Raw genomic sequence first — 20,595 nt, 5'->3', positions numbered from 1 at the left:
GCCCGGCGTTATGCCGTTGTATTTGTTAAAAGCAGCGCTGTCTCCCCAGTTCTGCCCGGTAATCGCCCTGCCGCCCAGCCAGAGGTTGCCCGAGTATGGGTTGTTGGTGGTGTCCTCTGCATACGCGTAGGAGAAGAGGAGCAGACTGATTATGCAAGCAAGTGTGATTTTTGTTTTCATCGTCATCCTCCTATCGTACGAAGAAATCGCCGCCCGGCGACTGGATGGCGTTGCTGCCGTGGATATTATTGTGACAGTTGAGGCAGGAGCGGCCAAAAGCCTTGTTGCTCGCCGTACCGCCAATCCTTCCGCCCGAGAACAGAGTCTCGTTGCTGTAGCGGGTACCCGGGTGGCGCGTTGCATCGTGGCAGCCCTGGCACAGGTTAGGGACCTTTTCAGTGAGGAGCATCACGTGGACACCGCCATGCGGCTGATGACAATATGCGCAGTTCTCCTCGACCGGGGGATGTTCGTTCATGTACGGACCTCGCTTGTCCGCGTGACACTTGTAACAGAGCTGGTTGACCGTGTCCGCCTTGATTTGCGCAGGGCCCATGGAACCGTGCGGCTGATGACAGTTGGAGCAGGTGATCCTGCCCTCGATAATCGGGTGGTGCGAACGCCTGTTGATCTGTGCCTTCACATCCAGGTGACACTTCCCGCAGGTCACGTACTCTGGGCCAGGAAGATAACCAAGGGGTGAGAGCCCCGTGCCGTACCCCATGGCAGCCTTCGGTCCGCTGTGCATGGAATGACAATCACTGCATGCCACGTCCTTCTTTTTATGGACGCCCGAATCCCATAAGGCGACCTGTGAGCTGTTCGCGTGGCAATTGAGGCACACCCCGGATTTCATGTCAGAGTTCTCGCCTTTCGTGAAGGCGATCATCGTGCCCTTGCCTCCACCGTTGTTGACATGCACAGAGCCCGGCCCGTGACAGGACTCACATCCTTCCTGTTTTGCCGGGCTGCCGGGAACCACTTTCCTCCCATGAACAGAGCGTTCATACGATTTAAATTGGTCTTCGTGGCAGTTCTTGCAGGTGTCAGACCCTACATACGTTGCGCCGCCGCCCTTGGCCTGCGCCAGGACGCCTGCAGGCGCCATCAGCAACAGACTGAGCAGGAGGAACACAACGAAACCAGAAAAAACGCAAAACTTCTTCATAGAACACCCCCTGGCCTTATGATTAAGAAAACCGTCTTAGCTACGTTCCATCCCGAAGTCGAATGTCCATACTTTCATACATTTCACAACGTTCACTTGAAATTTGGATGAGGATCACATTAAAGTCTTTTAATTTTATTGTCAACAATTTTTTTTGCACCCGCACTATTTTACCGCACAGTATGTCCAAAAATATGTGTTAAAATAATTAGTTATAACGCAAAAGATTTTTGGCACAAGGCCCTTAAAATAGCCGTTTCCGCCCCCTCAGTCAGGCCACAAAGCAACATTGTCGGAAAGGAAGCCTCCTTTCCCCTTCCATCAAACAATAGTGATTGACTAATGTTTGCAATGACGCGCAAGATTTCTTGGCATGCACTACCGTCAGGATAAAAAGATTATGTGCGGTCGGCGTTTCCAGGGCAGTCGCGCTCCCCCAGTCTTAAGATTGTGGTATAGTGTTCAAATAATGCTCGGCCGGGATAGTGTCAAGGTCCCGGGCGAAAAAAAATTAAAAAAATTTAAGCAACGCCATGTCTCAGCAGAAGACTATTCTCGGCATGATAGTTTCCCCACGGAAACTAGGCAACTGTGAGATCTTCGTGAAAGAGCTATGGCGCCATGTGCCCGGAGAATCGACCCTCAGGCTTTTACGGCTCACCGACCTTGATATCAGACCCTGCCGCGCCTGCTATGCCTGCATCATGGGAGAAGAGTGCCCTCTCGTTGATCACACCGCGTTCTTGAAAGAGCAAATCCGGTCCGCCGATGCTCTCTTGATTGCGGCGCCTGTTTATTTCCTCGGAGCGCACAGCATGGTGAAGCGCATCCTCGACAGGGGCTTTCTTTTTTATGAAGACGCTGAGCGAAATGCTCATAAGCCCTGTATCCTGGTCAATTTTTTTGGCATAGAAGAAAAAATGGGCGTCGCGCCCCAAACACTGCGTGCTCTTGCCGGCGTCCTCTGCCTGGACGTCCAGGCAAGCGTCAATCTGATGGCTGCTCTACCGGGAGAGGTATTGAGAGAACAACGAAACCTGGACCTGGCAGAAAACCTGGGGGCACATTTATTCTCAGAAGATAAACGTAGCGGCCCTGAGGGTTGCCCTTACTGCGGCTGCGAGATCGTAAGAATGCAGAGGCAGGAGTTGATTTGTACCCTGTGTCACGGCAGTTTCACGTTAGATGCGAAAGGAAAACCTCTCAAGGCAAAGAGCGGATGGGAAATCGGCACGGTTAGTTTCGTGCATGAGCACAGTGCCTGGCTAAAGGGGATGAAAGACAACTACATGGCCGTACGCAAAGAGTTGCTACGCCTCACCCTGCCCTATAAGAATATCGGAACCTGGATAGAACCACCGAAGAGCAAGTGACAAAGGCTGTTTCGAGTTCCGGGTTACGAGTTCAAGGCCCGTAAACACTCGTAATCTGATGACGCGCGGAATTTTGATGGGTAACGAAGTTGCGCTTCCTGCAAAGACTGGGGTGGTGGCGAGCAAGAGATTAATCATCCTCAACAACACCAACGATCGTCCGCCGGCGCTCTTAGCGGGAGAACTGCAGGAACCTGATGTCGCGCGGAATTTCGATGTATAAGTTACGATTCTTACAAAGACCGGGGAGGTGGCGAGCAAAAAGCTTCAGATGCGAGGCGCTCAAGTGATGAGGAGTGGAGGCGCACTACACGTACGTCGAAGCGACGCGGTGCGCAGGCAACGACGCAGATGGACTTTTGACTCGCCACCTACTACAGTTTCATGTCGGCGTGGCATTCCTTACACGCCGCCTTAATGAACCCTCCACCCAACCGGTGCATTTTCGGATCGTGGCACTTCGTGCACTCTGTGCCCATATCCACGTGCACGGCGTGATTGAATTTCGCATTGATCGTCTTTATGTACAGCTCTTTGTCCGGTCTGTAGGTGGCATGACAAAAGAAACAAATGCCATCAGGCTTCGCTAGCGCATCGGGTACCGCTATTTTCTGGGTTATACCCATCTTCTTGTACCCCTGCTGCACAGAAGCCAGAATGTTCCTGCCGATCTCAACAGCATATTGGATATTGTGCTCGCCCCTGCCGTTTTTCAGGAGGTGCATGTTGTAGTCGATATCATCGGATCCGTTCCTCGCCGTCTTCTGGCCTTTCCGCTGCTCTATGGTCTTGTTGTACTCATCAACAATCTTCTGCAGGGCAGCCGTGAACGAAGCCATGCCCTTCTTCCAATCTTCGGCCACTTTATCGTACCCTTCTTTATGACAGTCGACGCACGCTTTCTTCTTGGCCTCCCAGGTCCTGGCAGATACGTTCTTGTTATCGTGAATACTCTTCTCAATCGTATGACATCCTGTGCACCGTATCTTTGAGATATACATCGCCGAAGGCATATCCTTCACGCCCCTGGCGCCAATCCCCATATACATGTCCCTGGCATGCTCGTGCAACTCGCCGTGGCATTCGCCGCAGGCAAGCTCGATTGCGCGGGAGAACCTTGTCGTTTCCCTGGCATGTTCAATGGTGCCATGACAATTGAAGCAGGTGATGTAGCCTTTCTTGATGTGTATCTCGTGGAGTCTCGTCACATCACGGCTCTCAATCTTTCTCTCCACGTGGCATTCGCGGCAGCGTTCATCGGGCACTTCGCCGGTTCCCCTCACTGTCTGGCTGTGGCACTCAATGCAACGCGAACCCGTTTTCATAAAAGACTCATGAGAAAAGGTGACATCTCCGATCCTCAGGTCCTTCCTCTTTTCTCCATGGCAGACTGTGCAATTCTGGTTGTAATAAGCCGGGGTCACAAAAAAGTGGCAGAGCATGCAGACATTCTGGTCTACTTCCATATGCGACCTGCTCTGGACGAGCGCGTAATGGCAACTGGTGCAATGCAGCGCTTTGCCTCTTTTCACATTCTTGATATGCTCTAAGTGGTTGAAGGGTGTGCCTTTGAAGTCCGCAACCTTAATGGTGTCCGGTTTGTGGCAGAGTATGCATTCTTTATCTTCCACGTGAGACTTCAACGGCAACTGGTAATTACCCGAGAGATAGCGCACGGTCGAAAAAATAATCGTTGATGGCCGGTAGGGGTGGCAGTCTACGCAGCTTACCTTGCTGTGACCGGATGCTTTCCAGTTATCGTAAAACGGCTTCATGATATGACAGACGAGGCACGCTTCCGGCTTGTAGGTGAGGCTGTACGCAAGCAGATTGACACCAAGGTAGCCGAGCACAATCACGATGGCCAGTGTGAAAAGGAGACGTTTCTTTCGTTTTAGGAACTTACCGATCGCCAATCTTCCGTTCCGTCGCTTTCAAGCGTTTTTCATATTCAATCGGATGTTCGTCCTCCATCTCTTCTTTGGTGAGGAGGCCATTCCAGATTACCAGTGTTCCTGGAAACTTCGAGGGGTTAAGGTGGGCATTATACATGTGCCAGACGACGATCGCCAGTGTTGCGAGCAGCGCTTCGTCCCTGTGCGCTTCCTTGGCAATATCGAGCACCCACTTGGGAAGAAACCTCAAGGTGAGCCACTCCAGCCATAAAAGGAGGCCGGAACCTATCATGACCACAACGCCCCAGTAGACCGCCCAGTAGTCGAATTTTTCGATGTAGCTGTAACGGTCGAAGCGCGCCTTCTCGTTAGTAAGCCTCAAGAAATACCTGATATTCTGGATAACGTCGAACAAATCTTTCGGTTTCGGCAGGAGCTCCCAGAATTCTTTTCTGCCTTCCCGTGTCAGCGCAAGCCAGCTCATGTGCCAGACGCAGACCACCATGAGCCCGCCTGCTGCAACCCTGTGCAGGAAGGTGGAGTTCTGTATGCCGCCCAGAAGAAAGATGATGAACTTGAATATGACAGAATCGTGGAACCTCAGGGGCAGGCCGGAAATGATGAGCAGAAACGTGCTCACTGCCAGAAGGAAATGCTGGGCTCTTATGTTGACGCCGAACCGGTAGAAGAGGTCGCCCTCGGCAACCGCGTTCTTTATATCTTTTTTCTTTTCGCGCAGAATCTCCTCGTAGAGCTCTGTCTTCAGCTCTTCAAATCTGAGCTTGATGCGCTCGCCTATCTCTTCCCTGAGTCTCTCCTGGACGCGCCGGGATTCCTCAGGCGTGAGCTTGACGCCCGATTCCCTCTCGAGCTCCTCTTCAAACTCCTTGTGAAGCCTCTTCAGGGCCTCAAGGCGCCATTCCCTGTTGTCGTTCTCTTCAGGCACCCTCAACTCCCTCTCTTTCGCCGCTCTTGCACTTTTCTCAGAAAATCAAGGAAGATGTGTATGAACAGAACTATCAGCACGGTTATGGTGAGCCATTTGAATCCGAGGGCCACCCAGTAGATAATGCCCGAGTCCTTGCTCTTCGGGTTTACGTGCACCTTGCCTTTTGCGAAGTTCGCCGTGGCGCCCGGATGACATTTGGGCTGACCGCACGTGGCTGGCAGACGCGCAGGATTGACGGATGAAGCCGGGTTATCCCTGGCGAGAATGAGATGATAGCCGTGACAGCTCGCGCAGTGTGCGATATTCTTCTCGCCGAACTTGGTTGCTACGCCATGGAAGCTCTCGTAATAGGACTCGACTTCCTCTGTGTTCTTCCCGTAGCGCTGCATGATGCTGAAGTCCCCATGGCACTTGATACACATTTCGACTATGTTGGTAGCGTAAACAGTAGAACCGGGATCAGCCGCTCGCCTGATGCCATGCTCGCTGTGACAGTTGGTGCAGACGGGAAGATTCAGATCCCCTTTGTGGACAGCGGGACCGTGCACGCTCGCCTTCCAGTCGGCAAGCTCCTTCGTGTGGCATTTGCCGCACATCTGTTCAGGGATGTTCAGCTTGTAGCCCCGGGAATGGATGTCTGTTCTGCTCAGGATGTCGTGGGTACCGTGGCAACTCGCACAGTCGGGCGCCTTCATGTTGCCCTTCTGTCTCTCTCTGGCGTGGACGCTATCACGGTAGAGCAGGTATTCGATCGCAGGCCCCTGTCCGAAGGTCCTGCCACGGTAATGGCACGCTCCACAGTTGACCTGCTTCAGCTTTCTTCCGTGCGGCAGTTCCATGGTGTCCAGATGACAATCCACACAGGAGAGCTTTCCGTGTGTTGAACCCCGGAAAGCGTTGACATCGACATAAAGGGAGCGCTCCTTCCCGGCCGCATCTTTCGCCCGAAAATCCTTTTTCCCATGGCACAGCAAGCAGCGCTGCTCCTGCGCGTGGACGAACAGGGGGATTAACAGCAACGTAAGAGCAACCAATAAAATTAATTTACTTTTTACCATCACCGAAACGCCTTTCATATTCCAGCGGATGCTCACGCTTCAATTCTTCTTTCGATATTTTTCCCGTCAGCCACACCCTGCTCATGGGGAAAACACGCGGGTTCAGATGCACGTTGTACAAGTGCCACACAACGAGTACCAGAAAGCCGACAGTCGCCTCGAAGGAATGAATGATATGGTTCAGGTCGATCGCCCACTTCGGGAAAGCCATCATGAAGAGTGTCTCGCCCCACAGTACCACCCCGCTGGTACTGAGAAGGACAACTGCAATCCCTGTAGCCCAGTACTGAAATTTTTCGATGCAGGTGAACCGGTCAAACGCTGGCAACTCCTTCCGGAGGCCCAAATTGTATCTGAAGATTGCCCCAAAACAACTCAGGTCACCCTTTCTGAAAATCATGTCCTGGAAAAACGCGTGTGCTCTCTGCGAGAAGATGATCGAAAGGATGTGATAGGCAAAGGTCGCCATCAGGATGAGGGCGGCGAATCGATGAATCTTGCCTCTGAGAAGCACCCCTCCTTCCATTCTGATAATCCACTGGGCAAAAGCCGATTCGTGATATTTCAGCGTGAGACCCGTGATGCTGAGGATTATGAGGGAGGAGAACAAGAGAATGTGCACGATCCTCTCCGAGACGGTAAAACGCTGGATGTAGTCACCTTCGTTAGCCATTTCTCTTACCCCTTCTCTTTACCCTGCCGTACACGTCGAGCACGATGTAGCCCACAAAGAGCAGCATGAGAAGCCCGATGAACCACGTGTAGAAGTTACGCACATAATACATGCCGAGGGAGCTCTCTTTCTTTGCTTCCACGTGCACCTTGCCGATTGAGGCTACGTTTTTCATCGTCGGGTGACACTTGCCGCACGTTCTTGGCAGGTTCTGCTCATTTATGCTTGACTCGGGGTCTACCGCCGGAAGTATGCGATGCGTCTCGTGGCAGCTAATGCAATTGGCCGCGGTTACGTTTCCGTATTTCACGGCCACTCCGTGAAAACTACCCACGTAGCTGGAATAGCGGTCCGAAGGCAGCCTGTATTTCCGGATAATCTCCTGGTTCTCATGGCACCTGGCACACGTGGTTGGGATATTCCTGGCATAGACGCGCGCCTGGGGGTCTTTCACCAACGTGAGCGTGTGCTCCCCGTGGCAATCGGTGCAGGCAGGGCTCTCCATTTTCCCTTCCTTCAGTGCTTTGCCGTGAATGCTCACCTTGTATTCGTTATATATCTGCACGTGGCAGCGTCCACACACCTCGCCTATATTTCGCTTGTTGGTGCTTGAGTCCGGGTCTTTGGGGGCAAGGATCAGGTGGGCGCGGTGGCAATCACTGCAAACAGCCGCCCGGATATTTCTTCCCTCTCTGAGGAATCGTCCGTGGACGCTTTCTTCATACTTCTTTACCATGCCTTCCGGAAGGTTATGCTTTTTCTGAACGTCCACATCCGTGTGGCACTTCGCACAGAGCATGACCTGGTTTGTCTTGTTGACCGCAGAACGCTGGTCAGTCACACGGAAGATGCGATGGCTTCCGTGGCAGGATGTGCATGACGGCGCATCCTTGTCGCCACGTTTCAAGTCTGCACCATGAACGCTTCTTCCAAATTGGAAGGACGCCTCTTTGTGGCACTTTCCACAATCAACGCGACCAAGCTCTTTTTTGTGCGGTAGAGTTTCAACATCCGCGTGACACTCGGTACACCCCAGGGATTTATGGATGGAATCATTCAACTCCTGCCTGCTGAAACGGACGGCCTCTTTCTGGCCCTGTTTATTTTCCTTATAAGCGGGCGTCTCGTGGCAGGAAATACAGGCAGAGTCCTTGAGTGCGGCCGCATAAGAGAGTCTGCCCACAGAGATAAAACACAGAAGGCAGAACAAAAACAGCACCCATACCCTCCTCATCTGCGTCTCGTCCAATATATGATCATCTCCACTCCCGGAGCGGGTGAGATTGGCCGTTTCGACAGACCTCATCTTTTGTAAACCCGGAATAACATCGATATGCCGGACTCCCCTAGCCGGTATTTATGGGGAAGAATTCTATAGTAGGCTCAACTCAGATGTCAACTCTTTTTAACCCCTGGTCGAAGCCAACAGTGAGCATCGGTCACGTAATTGCCTCCTCCTCCGTCTCTCTGCCTACCTCTCCCCCTTCTGTGCTCTCCCCACCCTCTTCCTCTTCGTAACCGAGAATCATGGCTTTGGTATGGGCAAGAATCGTGTGCCCGAGAGTTGCCATGTATAGATGAATCGCCAGGTACAGAAGAAAGATATAAGCGAAGACCACGTGCAGAGCGTCCAGGATTCTCAAGCCCCCCAGCGCATTGATGTATGGGGCGAAGTAGAGAATGTCGCTGAAGAGTATGCCTGTTACTAGAATTGCGGGAGTGAAAAAAACCATCACTGTGAAGTAGGCCATCTTCTGCATGGGATTGAATTTATTTTCGGGAGACGGCACAAAAGGATTGATACCGCCTCGAAAAATTCCGTACATGTAAAACATGGCTTGACGCACCATGCCACGGACATCTCTTATCCGCATGAGGTAGTGGCTGCGTAAAGAACCACTGAAGAGTACATATACAAGCCAAAAAATAAAAGAGCCCACCATGCAGAAACCCATATATTTATGCAGCCAGACCGCCTTGCTGTAATGTCCAAAAAATGGCAGACCCGGAACTCTCAGCTGGGCGCCCGTGAGAATGAGAAGGAAGATCAGCAACGCATTTATCCAATGCCATATCCGTATTGGCAACGTATAAAGCTTGACCCTGGTCATCTTCTTGTGAGCACCCTGAGAACCACATGCAACAGTACAAGACAGAAGACAAGTATTGCCAGGGCCAATCCTACCAAGTCAATCCACTTAAGCCCCAGCTCGGCGATTGCCAGTCTTCGCCCTTCGGTCCCGGTACGCAAAAGCTTCCTCATGTCCTGAGCGCGCAGCTTCTCCTCTCCGAGCAGCGTCATATCCATCGCAAACGCAATAGGCAGAGAGGAAAGAGCCGTATCCTTGACGGGAATGTAAAGGTTGCCTGCTTCTTCGGGAATGACGAGAAACATAGAGGTATAGAAAGGTGCGTCCTTTGAATGGCAAGCAGTGCATTCCTTTTCGCGATGCCCCGTCGCAGTAAAGTTGTGGTACACCTTTGTCACCAGAATCGAACCGTCGATATAAAGTTGCTTCCCCAGCTTCTCGCGCAGTTTCAAAAAAAATGCGCTAAGTTCCACCGAGGAGACCACGCGGTCGCCGTTTCTGTCCAGCATCCTGGCTACATCTGAGTCCGGTGGCAGGATGCGCTTCATCTCCTCGTACGTCAGACCGGATTCACCCTGAGAGGTTCTGCGGGCAAACGTGAAGAGCATACTCTTCTGAGACTCAGGACTGTGGCACGTACCGCATTCAAGGTAGTGAAAGTGAAGTGCGGTATTCGGAAGCCACGCATGACTGCTCATGTAATTCTTGTGGCAACGCGCACAGATAGCAACACGCTCCTGCGCGTCCAGGTCCTTGTATGATTTTATGCGGTGTGGATTGTGGCAATCGGTACACCGTGCCGCATCCTTCTTCCCATGCTCCGAGTATTTGTAAAGATTGAAAAGATCCCTGTGGCAGTTGATGCAGACAGCGTCAGTGATCTTCTCATTCGATACATGGCAGTCGGCGCAGATCACACCTCTTTTCCCGTGCACTGTCTCTTTATAGCGGGCAATTGGAGGAATCTCCTCCAGAAAAAGCTTTGGGCCAGCCCGAAGGTCGTAGACAGTACCGCCGATGCTAGTGAGGCGCGCCGTCCCGAACCGCTTTCTATCGATGTGGCAGTCATCGCAGGGGGCTGGTTTATCGGTGATGGCGTGCACATCAGATTTAGCTATGAACTTTTTGTTGATCTTGTAGGCTCCTTTGTAATTCTGCTCCAGAAAAGCCTGTACGAAACTCCATTCCTTAGCATCGACCATGCGGTTTCCGTCCCGGTCGATGTCTAACCTGCCGACTGCTTTATTTCCGGGAATCGTTACGTTTACCTCTATCTGACTGGAAGTGACCGGCGCGTGACAGGCCACACACTGCAGACGCGTCAAATGTATGCCTTTAACCGGGAGGTTTTTGTGCGCAATGTCCGCATGGCACGAAGCGCAGTACCTGTTCTCTTTCTTGATGTAATGAACGGAATGACATTCCCTGCACTCCAGGCCTTTTTTCTCGTGTATGCTCTTGCTATAGACAGATTGTGTCTCTGCGTGGCACGTTTCGCAGGCTGGCTTTTTCAACTTGTCCTTGTGCGGAAGTTCAGTCACATCATTGTGACAGTCTCCGCACGAAAGAGAACCGTGAACATAACCTTTGTAGTTCTCGTGGCAGTCGAGACAATCCTCGCTCTTCAGCGCCCCCGCTGCGGGCGACACAAAAATGAGAAGATAAAGAAGTATGTATACCCAGTTCATCGAAGGAGCGCCGAAAGCGTGATTGTACCAGAAAATCACATGCGCGGAAAGTCTAAATTCTCTTATGCGCTCTCAATCCTTATGTTCTCCGAGCAATCGCAGCATCTCGTCAGGATCGGTCGTCGGTAGTTGGCAGGAGTAATTGGAGCAGACGTAAGCTGTGGCTTTACTCTCCAGCGCTGTGTACGCCTCTACATACGGGGCATATTGCCCCAACCCCTGGCCTCGCTCGTCCAGCCTTTTTAAAAGAACCACTTTGTTCGGGATGTACCGGCACCCAAGCGCTCTCAGAAAGCGATGGGTGTCGTCCGCCTTGCCGTTCCCAACAATCACCACTTCATGCGAAGGACCCACACTGAAATCAAATCCGACCAACAGATGAGTAAAGGCCGCCGGGAACAGCTCTATCTTTCTTGAAAAAGCTCTCCCGATCTGTCCTCCCTTCTCCTCCAGATCAACTCTTCCTGTCAGACGGCCCAGCCGCAGGAGGTTGAGCATTGAAACCGAATTGCCCGACGGGATAGCTCCATCGTACGTCTCTTTCTTGCGTAGAAGCAAGCCTTCGCCGTCATCTGGCGTAAAGAAGAAGCCGTATCCTTGCAGGTCCCAGAAATGAGTGAGCAGGTCGTCCGTGAGAACCAATGCATGACTGAGATACTTAACATTAAACGTCAGTTCGTAGAGCTCAAGCAACCCCCATATCGTGAAGGCGTAATCGTCCAATTTGCCCTGTATTGACGCCTCGCCATCCCGAAAGCGGTGCAGGAGGCGTCCTTCGTTGTCGTGCATCTTCTGCAGTATAAAATCCATTGCCCTTACCGCTGCATCCCTGTATTCCGCCTGGTTCAGGGCTTGGGATGCTTTCGCGAGTGCGGCAATCATAAGCCCATTCCAATCTGTCAATACCTTGTCGTCTTTCAGCGGATGTATCCGCTTGCACCGAGCCTCGAAGAGCTTTGCGCGCACTCTTTCCATTCGAAGGGTCAATTCATCGCCGGCCATTCCAAGGGAAGGCGCCACTTGATCAAGGGGCTGTTTCAGATAGAGGATATTTCGGCCTCGCCCGCTGCCACCCGCCTCTTCGCTGAAATTTCCCGAGGAAGAGGTGTTGTAGACCTTCACCGCAAGCTCCGCATCTTCCCTGCCCAGCACGTCCTCCAGTTCTGCTTCGGTCCATACATAAAACTTCCCTTCCTCCCCCTCACTGTCCGCATCCTCCGCAGACAGAAAGGCGCCTTCTGCAGACGTCATGTCACGCAGCACATACGTCAGTATCTCACCGACAGTCCTCGCATATTCTTCCTTGCCGGTGAGCTGATATGTTTCGGTATATGCGATGGCGAGCATAGCCTGGTCGTAGAGCATCTTTTCAAAGTGGGGCAACAGCCACATCGAGTCGGTGGAGTAACGATGGAAACCGTAGCCGATATGATCATAGATGCCGCCGAGCCGCATCGCCTGAAGCGTTCTTTCCACCATCTCCAGTGCCTGCCGGTTCCCGGTACGCTTTGCGTGTCTCAGCAGAAAGAGAAAATTGTGGGCTGAAGGAAATTTAGGTGCACTGCCGAACCCGCCGTTCTTCGAGTCAAAATGTTGAGCCAGGCTTTCGTAAGCCTCGTGCAGCACGCTCTCACCAAGCGCATTGCCGGCCTCGACAGCGCTGGTTTCTTTTAACCGCGCAGCTATCCGTCGGGAAGAGCTTAGAAGCTCGGATCTTCTTGTCTTCCAGAGATCCGCCACCTGCGGTACTAATTCCACGAGCCCTGGTCTCCCGTATCTGCCGCGCTTCGGGATATACGTGGCTGCAAAGAAGGGTTGACCGTCGGGGGTCATCATAATCGTCAAAGGCCAGCCGCCGCTGCCGGTCAGCATCTGACAGACTCCCATGTAAATAGCATCTATGTCCGGCCTTTCCTCGCGGTCTACCTTTATGGGCACAAACGTATCATTCAAGAGTTGCGCTGTTTCCGGATCCTCAAAAGACTCCCGCTCCATCACATGGCACCAGTGACAGGTCGAATAGCCGATAGAGAGAAAGATCGGTTTCTGCTCTCTGCGGGCCAGCTCGAACGCCTCTCCATCCCATGGTTGCCAGTCTACCGGATTCGTGGCGTGCTGTAGTAGATAGGGACTCTTTTCCTCGGAGAGGCGATTACGTCCCTTCTCGCCCCCATGCCTGCTTTCTGCCATTTTGGTCTCCCTGTGGTGGTATATCCTCACTAAATATAAGGACGAAACAGGCAGGAATAAACTGCCCTCCTTGACCGCTATTTTTCCGCTAATGTAAACTGAAGCATGGCGCAGCGCCCAATGGTTCTGGATGGATTTGAGGAGTCTTCCATAGAGAGGGCGACTACCCTTCTCAAGGCGGGAGACGTAGTCGCTTTCCCCACAGAAACCGTCTACGGCCTCGGTGCGGACGCTCTCAACCCGATTGGCGTAGCAAAAATCTTCGAAATGAAGAAGAGACCTCATTTCGATCCACTCATAATCCACGTCGGTAAGAAGGAGTGGCTCTCCTCTTTCGTGAGAGCAGTGCCACAGAAAGCTCAACTGCTGATCGAAAAGTTCTGGCCCGGACCCCTGACAATCATTTTGGAAAAGCAGCCGATCATACCGGACGTCGTCACGGCCGGGCTCCGAACAGTAGGCGTGAGGATGCCTTCTCATCCGGTTGCCCTCAATCTTATAACTACCTTCGGAAGACCGGTTGCGGCGCCAAGCGCAAATCCCTTCGGGTACATGAGCGCCACAAACGCAGGCCACGTGGCAAGGATGTTCAAGAATAAACTTGAGCTTGTATTGGACGGCGGCCCTGCGTCATTTGGCCTGGAATCCACTATAGTGGTCATAAGAGAGCAGCAGGTGATTGTGCGAAGGTATGGCGCGGTGAGCCTGGAAGAGCTTCAGGAGATTGTGGGAGAAGTCCGCAAGAAAAGCACATATGGCTCTCTTGATTCCCCGGGGCAATTACCTTACCATTATGCTCCACACAAGCCTCTTTCCATCATCAAGACACTCGATGACATCAGAACAGAGGCGTGCTCGGTACTCTTGTTCCGGTCCCCGTCCAGAGAACTCGTTGCCAGGCATGTAAAGATTCTTTCTCCCAAGGGTGATTTACGAGAAGCGGCTGCCAATTTTTTTTCGTATCTGATAGAATTGGACAGAAAAGACGTAGAAATTATTTACGCGGAGGAGTTGCCTGAAGTTGGCCTCGGCAGAGCTATGATGGAACGGCTTAAGAAAGCTGCCATGAAAGACTCTGCAACCGTTGATAGCTGAGGAGCACATGTGCTAGATTATGCTCTCGGCCGGGATGAAATTCAGATATTCAGTTTTTCGAATAGATCGCGAAACTATTACATTTTTTAAACCGCACCAGAGGAAGACAATTGGATAGAATTTTAAGTATTATCAGATGCTTACGTGGCAGAAAGAGCGGCTTTTCCACAGACTCTCAACAAAAATTGTGGAAAATTCAAAAACCGTGCCAAGTTCCTCTTGTGCTTTTTCTGTTGGTCTGCCTTCTCACACTCGGCGCCTGCGGACAAGGAAAAGGGGTGGAAAAATTTAAAGCCTTGCCCCGTGGCACAACCCTGATCGGCAAGAGTCAGCCTGAGGTGAAGCAGGCAATAGGAGAACCGGACGTGATAAGCTTAACACCTGAAAACAAAATTCTCTGGAAATACAGACCTTCGTGGAAGCTGATACCAAGCCCTAAGGATACACTTTATGTCGAATTTGATGAAGGTAAGGCCACTAAGGCATTCCAGATAAAATGACTGGCATCGTGAATGGAACGAATGGAATGGTGAACAATGGTGTGTGAAAAGTGCGGCCAGGCAACAGATACCGTAGTGTGTGCGCGGTGCGGAGAGACAATACTCCGCCTGGGTTCCTTCTGTTACAAGTGCGGCTGCACTATCACTGATGCGAAGCACGACCCAGAACCTGAAGAGCCCGATGCCTTGGACTTTTCGAACAGGGTCCTTTGCAGCGACGGGACCTGCATCGGGGTGATCAACGAGGAGGGGATATGCAAAGTGTGCGGAAAGCCTTATTCGCCGGATGCGTAATTGCGCTTCTGTTTCTTGCGTCGTGCGCCAGCATCAATTCAAACAAGGCTTACAATGACCATATGTTCCAGGGTAAGAATGACTGGCGTGTGAAGGAATACGCGCAGGCGAGATCCGAATTCCTTAAAGCGTATGATGATGAAAAGCGGGTTGCACCGTTGGCATGGGCTGCAACGACCAACTACTGGATGAATGATTTGCCCGCAGCTGATCGATACATTCGGGAAGCAGAGGCAAATCCTGAATTTAAGAAAGGCTATTCCTGGTTCCGGATCATGGGCTACAAGTCTCTCGTGCTCATCAAGCAGGGCAATAAGAGCGACGGCCTGGTGGTCTTGAAAACGTACATAGATTCTTATAGTCGTATCTTTCCTTCGAGCAACAGCACGCGAATTGCGTTCATGGTAAGGAAAGGCGAGGTCGATCTTCCACGGCTCGAAGTCATGATGGAGGACGACATATGGGAATACGAGCAGGCACTCGAGCAGTTCGAGAGTGGCCGAACCGGCTATTTCGACAAGACTTCAGGTCCTTCTACGGGAGGATCGACTACGAACTAGAGCAGCAGGCAAGAGACAAGATAGGAAAGGAATATAGCAGGCTAAAGAGTGTCTGTTCCCCCTCGGACAGCAGTCTTCTTTAACCTTTGCCCTTAGTTCTTTCCTCAACCTTCTCTTTAGTCCTTACCTTAAATCTGTATATTTGGATTCGTCATGGGTTTATTCGACAAAATAAAAGAGGGCCTTTCCAAGACCAGGGCTCAACTCCAAACGCAGATAGAATGGATCGTTAAGGGGAAAACCCTCGATGATGCAGCATTCGATGCGATTGAAGAGGCGGTAATCCTCGCCGATGTCGGCATAGAAACATCTGAACTCCTGGTCACGGCCTTGAAGGAAAGATGGAAACTGGGCCAGGTAAAGACAGAGGAAGACCTTAAGCAGGCGATGATCGCGGAAATAGAGAAACTCCTCCTGCCCTGCGAGGTCCCCTTGACTGCCGGGAAAGAAAAGCCCTGGGTAATACTGATGCTCGGCGTAAATGGTGTGGGGAAAACCACAACCATAGCTAAATTGGCGAATCTCTTCCTGCAGGATCACAAGAAAGTACTCTTCGGCGCCTGCGATACTTTCAGGGCGGCTGCAATCGAACAGCTCGAAGTCTGGGCATCCCGACTGAGCGTAGAAGTAATCAAACACCAGGACGGATCAGATCCTGCAGCTGTGGCTTATGACGCTACTCTGGCGGCCAAGGCCAGGGGAATTGATGTTCTTTTTCTCGATACGGCTGGCCGCCTGCATACCAAGATCAACCTCATGGAGGAAATGAAGAAGATCAAGAGGGTAGTCCAGAAAGAGATGGCAGCAGCACCCCACGAAACTTTCCTCGTAGTGGACGCGACAAATGGTCAGAATGCAATTATGCAGGCGCGAGCATTTCACGACGCCCTCACTCTGACCGGTATTATCGTTACGAAACTTGATGGAACCGCAAAGGGTGGCTTTCTCCTGCCTATCGCACACACGCTGAAACTACCTATCCGTTTCGTCGGTGTGGGCGAAAGGATGGATGATCTCATTCCTTTCCGTGCGAGGGAATTCGCGAGGGCAATGTTTGAGTAACAAGTCTTCAATGTGCCAACTGGCTCATGCCCGATGACCCTGCTCTCACCGAACCGTTTGACTTTACTCCCGTTCAATTATAGATTACGGAAACAGACGGCCTGAGGGACGGCCGCTTCCCACCTGAATGTCATGAAGGGGCAGGACTGGTATGCCATTGGCGCGACACTTCAAAGCGAAACTTCTGACCGGGCTTTTTGTACTGATTCCGGTTCTGGTAAGCCTTTATGCGGTCTATCTTATAGTGACGTTTCTTGACGCTTTCGTGTCCCCCATCCTTACAAGTGTTTCGCTGAGCGTATTTGGCAGATCGCTTTACATTCCGGGCTTAGGGCTTCTGCTCTTCATCATCATCGCCTACGTTACCGGAGTGGTCACTTCCAATTACGCAGGGAAAAAGTTCCTTTCGTATGGCGAGGCTCTGCTGAAGAAAATTCCCTTCGTAAAGAGCGTCTACGGCTCCACCAAGGATTTCATGGAAGCGTTTTCTCCCGACAAGCTGAGATCCTTTCGAGGCGTAGTGATGCTAGAGTTTCCGCGCGAGGGGACTTTTTGCCTCGGGCTGGTCACGGGCCGCTTCACCCGCGAATCAGTCCCCTTTTGCTCGGTCTTTGTGCCGACCACGCCGAATCCCACCTCCGGGTATGTACTCCTTCTGCCCGAGGACAGGCTCTCTTTTCTGCCTGTTTCGGTTGAGGACGCTGTGAAATACATTATTTCGCTAGGCACTTCAAAGGTCAATCTGGGATGGGACGGGAAGAAATCATAGCGTGCCTCGACGCTCTCAGGCGCACACTCTTGAGAACCGTTGTCGTGGCAGGCGTTGCCAGCGTCCTCTGTTTCTTCTTTTCTAAGAAGCTTGCCCTGCTTCTCATCAGGATGGTGCACGTTAAGGTTTACTATTTCAGTCTACCTGAAGTTCTCTTCGCAAGCATCGAACTGGCTATCTATACAGGCATATTCCTCTCTGTTCCGGTGGCGGCTTTTGTGGGATGGCGGGAGTTTCGACCGATCCTGGAGCAGAAGAAGATCCACTCTCATCTGTTTGCCGGGGTAGCAATACTGCTGTTCTATACCGGATGCCTTTTCTGTTTTTTCGTTGCACTCCCGAATGGCATCGCGTTTCTTCTCAGCTACGAGGGCGGCGCGGTTAAAGCGATGATCTCTATCAAACGCCTTGTCGCTTTCTGCGTGGCTATGATGTTCGGTTTCGGCTTTGCCTTTGAGTTGCCCCTCGCCCTCCTGCTGCTCTCCAAAATCGGTATCGTGAACTCCCGTAAGCTCGCGAGAGGTCGGCGCTATGCAATCTTGTTTATAGTAGTGGCTGCCAGCGTGATCACGCCTACGCCTGACGTGTACAATATGTCACTGCTTGCCGGACCCCTCTATATACTTTATGAACTCGGCCTTCTCCTTGTCAGGAGCGCTGAGAAACGCGTAAGACAGACAGTCGTCACTCCTTGACCCACAATTTAAATCTGTTTAGAATAGATTCCGGACCGCGCCTTCGACTGGTGGCATGTGGAAGACTGGATAATGCGCTATGGCTATATTGCAGTATTCATCGGAACGTTCCTGGAAGGTGAAACTACCGTGCTTCTCGGCGGCATCTTCAGCAAACTCGGTTTTCTGAACCTCAACAGCGTGGTGCTCTACGCATGCACAGGCACATTTGTTGGTGACTGCACCTTCTTTTTTCTGGGAAAATTGTTTGGTCCGACAGTTATCGACCGCTACCAAATAGTGCGATCACGAACACCCCTGGCTGATCGGGCGATACGCCGATACGGCCACCTCATCCTTTTTGCAATGAGGTTTCTCGCTGGTTTCCGCACAGTCATTCTGATCCTTTTGGGCTGCGCCAACATGAGCGTTCCCCGATTTCTCGTGATTGATTTTTTCATGGCAATCATCTGGGCACTCTTTCTTTCCTTTCTCGGCTATTCGTTTGGTAACGTGATATACATATTTGTAACGGACGTGACGCGGTATCAAAGGTTCGTGGTCCCTGCGGTTGTGGCCGCGGCTATAACGGTCATTCTCTTCTACAGGTATTTCGTGCGAAGGAAAGAGAGGTGACAAATGGAAGTTGATCACAAGATGGTTCGAGAGCTGCAGAAAAAATTTGAGATTGAAATGAATAAAAGGGAAATCGAGATAACGGAAGGTTGGAAAAAAGAGCTGGAGTCGATCTACAGGAAGAAATATGAGAATCTTAACGCGCTGCTCAGCGATATGAAGATGCTGATGGAACGAATGACAAATCGCGTGACCATTCTTGCGAGAATGGTCAAAGAGGCAAAGTAGTATGACGAGGCGGGCGCTGCTTTTTTGTATGGCTTTGCTGCTTTTCGCGGTTGGACAAGTCTACGGCCAATCGGAGACGAAGGAGCGAAAGCAACAGTCTATCGAGAAAAAGACCGTGGATCACGACAAAGAGACCGGCGTGGCCAGAAGAGAAGTTGGACTACTCAGTCTGCTGACTTTTCCCGCTCCTCCAGAATCACTGATGCTCTGCAATAAACCTGTTCCGCTGGGTATAGACGATGTCCGGGAACGCTTCGAGCGCGAGTACTATCAAATGCTTGAGCACCGGGGCCTTTTGACAATCCTTGTGAAGCGCTACGTCAAGTACGGGCCCATTCTTTCCGATGAAATTAATAGAATGAACATGCCCTCCGACCTTATCTATCTTGCTCTCGTTGAAAGCTACCTCAACCCCCGGTCAGTTTCAAAGGCGAATGCAGGTGGTATGTGGCAGTTCATCAAAGAGACAGGAAAACGCGAGGGCCTTACTGTCAACGACAGCGTTGATGAGCGCTACAGCATCGTGCGGTCGACCCGTTCGGCGCTGGCATACCTGAAAAAGCTGAATGACGAATTCGGAGATTGGCTCCTGGTACTGGCAGCGTATAATTGCGGTGAGGCCCGAGTAAGGGAGGCAATCACCAACCAGGGGAGCAGGGACTTCTTTGATCTCTATCTTCCGGAAGAAACGGACCGCTATATCTACCGCATTGCCTCTATGAAGGAAATAATCAGCAACGCCAAGAAATACGGCTTCACCTTCGATCAAAAGGATTTTTACAAACCCTTCGCAGTGACCGAATATGTCATTGAGGTAAAACGGGACGTTCACACGGCGCAAATCGCACAGGCAATGGATATGTCCTACAAGACCTTTCGTGAATTGAACCTTCACCTCCGAAAGTATATGCTGCCAAAAGGCTTCTATTACCTCTATGTTCCCTCGGATAAAAAAGATATCTTTCTCCGTCGCATGCGGGAAAATGCGAGTTTGAGCCTCCAGACCGGCAAAGACTGACCCCACGCAGATGCTCGTTCAGCTTAATGAACAATTTTCTTACGTTAGATATTGGTATTGTGCTTGAATTAGCTTGACAAAAGGGTCTTTTTCGTTTTAGAGTAAGGCTTGAATCTACAACAGTGAACAGCTGGAGAGAAGTTCCCGGGTTTTACAGGACATGCCGCGTTCATTCGTTTTAACTGCAGTGCTTTCACCCAGGTCCGGCGAAACGACGGGGAACTTGGGAATGATCCCACGTTGATCTCTAGAACACTCTTTTGAATTTAATCAAGGAGGAAGTATGGCAACGGCGAAAATGGTTTGTCCATTTTCGGGGAAGATGTGCGTGCAGTGCGGTATATTCAGAGGGAGGCATGCGGGGTTCTGCTACGTGAGCTCGTATCGCGGTTTTGTGCAGGAGGGTCAGGTACTCAAGAGACCGGAATCTATGCGCGCGAGCGAGACCAAGTTCGATTTCCCTGATCTTCCCTTTGACCCGAATCGGTTGGCAAACCTCGAAGACTGTACGGAAAGGAGGGACACATGATTCACGATTTTACGTATTTGCAACCTGGTAGTGTTAAGGAAGCGCTGGCGATGCTTGCGGAGCATAAGGACGAATGCAAGATCATCTGCGGCGGACAATCACTCTTGATCGTGATGCGGCAGGGACTCGTACAGGTAGAGTACCTG

At 51.5% G+C, this 20,595-nt stretch carries 22 protein-coding genes; 12 read left to right on the top strand and 10 right to left on the bottom strand.

Annotated features, from left to right (window positions below; genetic code table 11):
- Both VMT71_17945 and VMT71_17940 read right to left on the bottom strand, forming a co-directional pair.
- A partial coding sequence (locus VMT71_17945; GenBank protein ID HVN25855.1) for a hypothetical protein occupies positions 1–180 on the bottom strand: 180 nt, incomplete at its 3' end.
- 10 nt (positions 181–190) lie between these two features.
- Positions 191–1,168 (bottom strand): DmsE family decaheme c-type cytochrome, encoded by a 978-nt coding sequence (locus VMT71_17940; protein HVN25854.1) that lies wholly within the window; start codon positions 1,166–1,168, stop codon positions 191–193.
- Between the two features lie 533 nt (positions 1,169–1,701).
- On the opposite strand from VMT71_17940, the gene VMT71_17935 reads away from it, so the two are divergent.
- Together VMT71_17935 and VMT71_17930 are read left to right on the top strand one after the other, a co-directional pair.
- Entirely contained in the window at positions 1,702–2,541 is an 840-nt protein-coding gene (locus VMT71_17935; protein ID HVN25853.1) for an NAD(P)H-dependent oxidoreductase, read from the top strand.
- A 76-nt stretch (positions 2,542–2,617) separates the two neighbouring features.
- Complete coding sequence (locus tag VMT71_17930; GenBank protein ID HVN25852.1) at positions 2,618–2,764, top strand: hypothetical protein; 147 nt, start codon at positions 2,618–2,620, stop codon at positions 2,762–2,764.
- A gap of 151 nt (positions 2,765–2,915) precedes the next feature.
- Here the strand turns inward: VMT71_17930 and VMT71_17925 are convergent, their stop codons facing one another.
- The 8 genes from VMT71_17925 to VMT71_17890 all read right to left on the bottom strand — a co-directional run bounded on the left by VMT71_17925 (position 2,916) and on the right by VMT71_17890 (position 13,084).
- On the bottom strand, positions 2,916–4,457 hold the full coding sequence (locus VMT71_17925) for a cytochrome c3 family protein (protein ID HVN25851.1): 1,542 nt from the start codon (positions 4,455–4,457) through the stop codon (positions 2,916–2,918).
- Positions 4,444–5,382: a cytochrome b/b6 domain-containing protein gene (locus VMT71_17920; protein ID HVN25850.1), complete on the bottom strand. Its 939-nt coding sequence runs from the start codon at positions 5,380–5,382 to the stop codon at positions 4,444–4,446. The genes VMT71_17925 and VMT71_17920 overlap by 14 nt, the downstream gene beginning before the upstream one ends.
- Before the next feature lie 2 nt (positions 5,383–5,384).
- Entirely contained in the window at positions 5,385–6,359 is a 975-nt protein-coding gene (locus tag VMT71_17915) for a hypothetical protein (protein HVN25849.1), read from the bottom strand.
- A 70-nt stretch (positions 6,360–6,429) separates the two neighbouring features.
- Positions 6,430–7,116 (bottom strand): cytochrome b/b6 domain-containing protein, encoded by a 687-nt coding sequence (locus tag VMT71_17910; GenBank protein ID HVN25848.1) that lies wholly within the window; start codon positions 7,114–7,116, stop codon positions 6,430–6,432.
- A complete protein-coding gene (locus VMT71_17905) occupies positions 7,109–8,335 on the bottom strand; it encodes a hypothetical protein (GenBank protein ID HVN25847.1) in 1,227 nt (408 codons plus the stop codon). Before VMT71_17905 ends, VMT71_17910 begins: the two co-directional genes overlap by 8 nt.
- A 220-nt stretch (positions 8,336–8,555) precedes the next feature.
- A complete protein-coding gene (locus VMT71_17900; protein ID HVN25846.1) occupies positions 8,556–9,227 on the bottom strand; it encodes a cytochrome b/b6 domain-containing protein in 672 nt (223 codons plus the stop codon).
- A complete protein-coding gene (locus VMT71_17895) occupies positions 9,224–10,894 on the bottom strand; it encodes a cytochrome c3 family protein (protein ID HVN25845.1) in 1,671 nt (556 codons plus the stop codon). Before VMT71_17895 ends, VMT71_17900 begins: the two co-directional genes overlap by 4 nt.
- A gap of 72 nt (positions 10,895–10,966) precedes the next feature.
- Positions 10,967–13,084, bottom strand: coding sequence for a thioredoxin domain-containing protein (locus VMT71_17890; GenBank protein ID HVN25844.1), 2,118 nt, complete (start codon positions 13,082–13,084; stop codon positions 10,967–10,969).
- Positions 13,085–13,189: 105 nt separating this feature from the next.
- On the opposite strand from VMT71_17890, the gene VMT71_17885 reads away from it, so the two are divergent.
- From VMT71_17885 to VMT71_17840, 10 genes are all read left to right on the top strand, one after another.
- Complete coding sequence (locus VMT71_17885; GenBank protein ID HVN25843.1) at positions 13,190–14,179, top strand: L-threonylcarbamoyladenylate synthase; 990 nt, start codon at positions 13,190–13,192, stop codon at positions 14,177–14,179.
- A gap of 278 nt (positions 14,180–14,457) precedes the next feature.
- On the top strand, positions 14,458–14,679 hold the full coding sequence (locus VMT71_17880; GenBank protein ID HVN25842.1) for a hypothetical protein: 222 nt from the start codon (positions 14,458–14,460) through the stop codon (positions 14,677–14,679).
- A 254-nt stretch (positions 14,680–14,933) separates the two neighbouring features.
- Positions 14,934–15,533, top strand: coding sequence for a hypothetical protein (locus VMT71_17875; protein ID HVN25841.1), 600 nt, complete (start codon positions 14,934–14,936; stop codon positions 15,531–15,533).
- Between the two features lie 153 nt (positions 15,534–15,686).
- On the top strand, positions 15,687–16,595 hold the full coding sequence (gene ftsY / locus VMT71_17870; protein ID HVN25840.1) for a signal recognition particle-docking protein FtsY: 909 nt from the start codon (positions 15,687–15,689) through the stop codon (positions 16,593–16,595).
- Positions 16,596–16,746: 151 nt separating this feature from the next.
- On the top strand, positions 16,747–17,364 hold the full coding sequence (locus VMT71_17865) for a DUF502 domain-containing protein (GenBank protein ID HVN25839.1): 618 nt from the start codon (positions 16,747–16,749) through the stop codon (positions 17,362–17,364).
- Positions 17,343–18,059 (top strand): twin-arginine translocase subunit TatC, encoded by a 717-nt coding sequence (locus tag VMT71_17860; protein ID HVN25838.1) that lies wholly within the window; start codon positions 17,343–17,345, stop codon positions 18,057–18,059. The genes VMT71_17865 and VMT71_17860 overlap by 22 nt, the downstream gene beginning before the upstream one ends.
- A 57-nt stretch (positions 18,060–18,116) precedes the next feature.
- Positions 18,117–18,674, top strand: coding sequence for a DedA family protein (locus tag VMT71_17855; protein ID HVN25837.1), 558 nt, complete (start codon positions 18,117–18,119; stop codon positions 18,672–18,674).
- 3 nt (positions 18,675–18,677) lie between these two features.
- Complete coding sequence (locus VMT71_17850; protein HVN25836.1) at positions 18,678–18,902, top strand: hypothetical protein; 225 nt, start codon at positions 18,678–18,680, stop codon at positions 18,900–18,902.
- A gap of 1 nt (position 18,903) precedes the next feature.
- Entirely contained in the window at positions 18,904–19,920 is a 1,017-nt protein-coding gene (locus VMT71_17845) for a lytic transglycosylase domain-containing protein (GenBank protein HVN25835.1), read from the top strand.
- A gap of 283 nt (positions 19,921–20,203) precedes the next feature.
- The gene (locus tag VMT71_17840) at positions 20,204–20,449 is read left to right on the top strand and encodes a hypothetical protein (GenBank protein HVN25834.1); all 246 of its coding nucleotides are present in this window, start codon (positions 20,204–20,206) and stop codon (positions 20,447–20,449) included.
- Positions 20,450–20,595: the final 146 nt, after the last annotated feature.

It is taken from the genome of Syntrophorhabdales bacterium (assembly GCA_035541455.1).
Lineage (GTDB): Bacteria > Desulfobacterota > Syntrophorhabdia > Syntrophorhabdales > WCHB1-27 > JADGQN01.
Note: the sequence above shows the minus strand (reverse complement) of the source record. Positions and strands in the feature narration are given on the sequence as shown.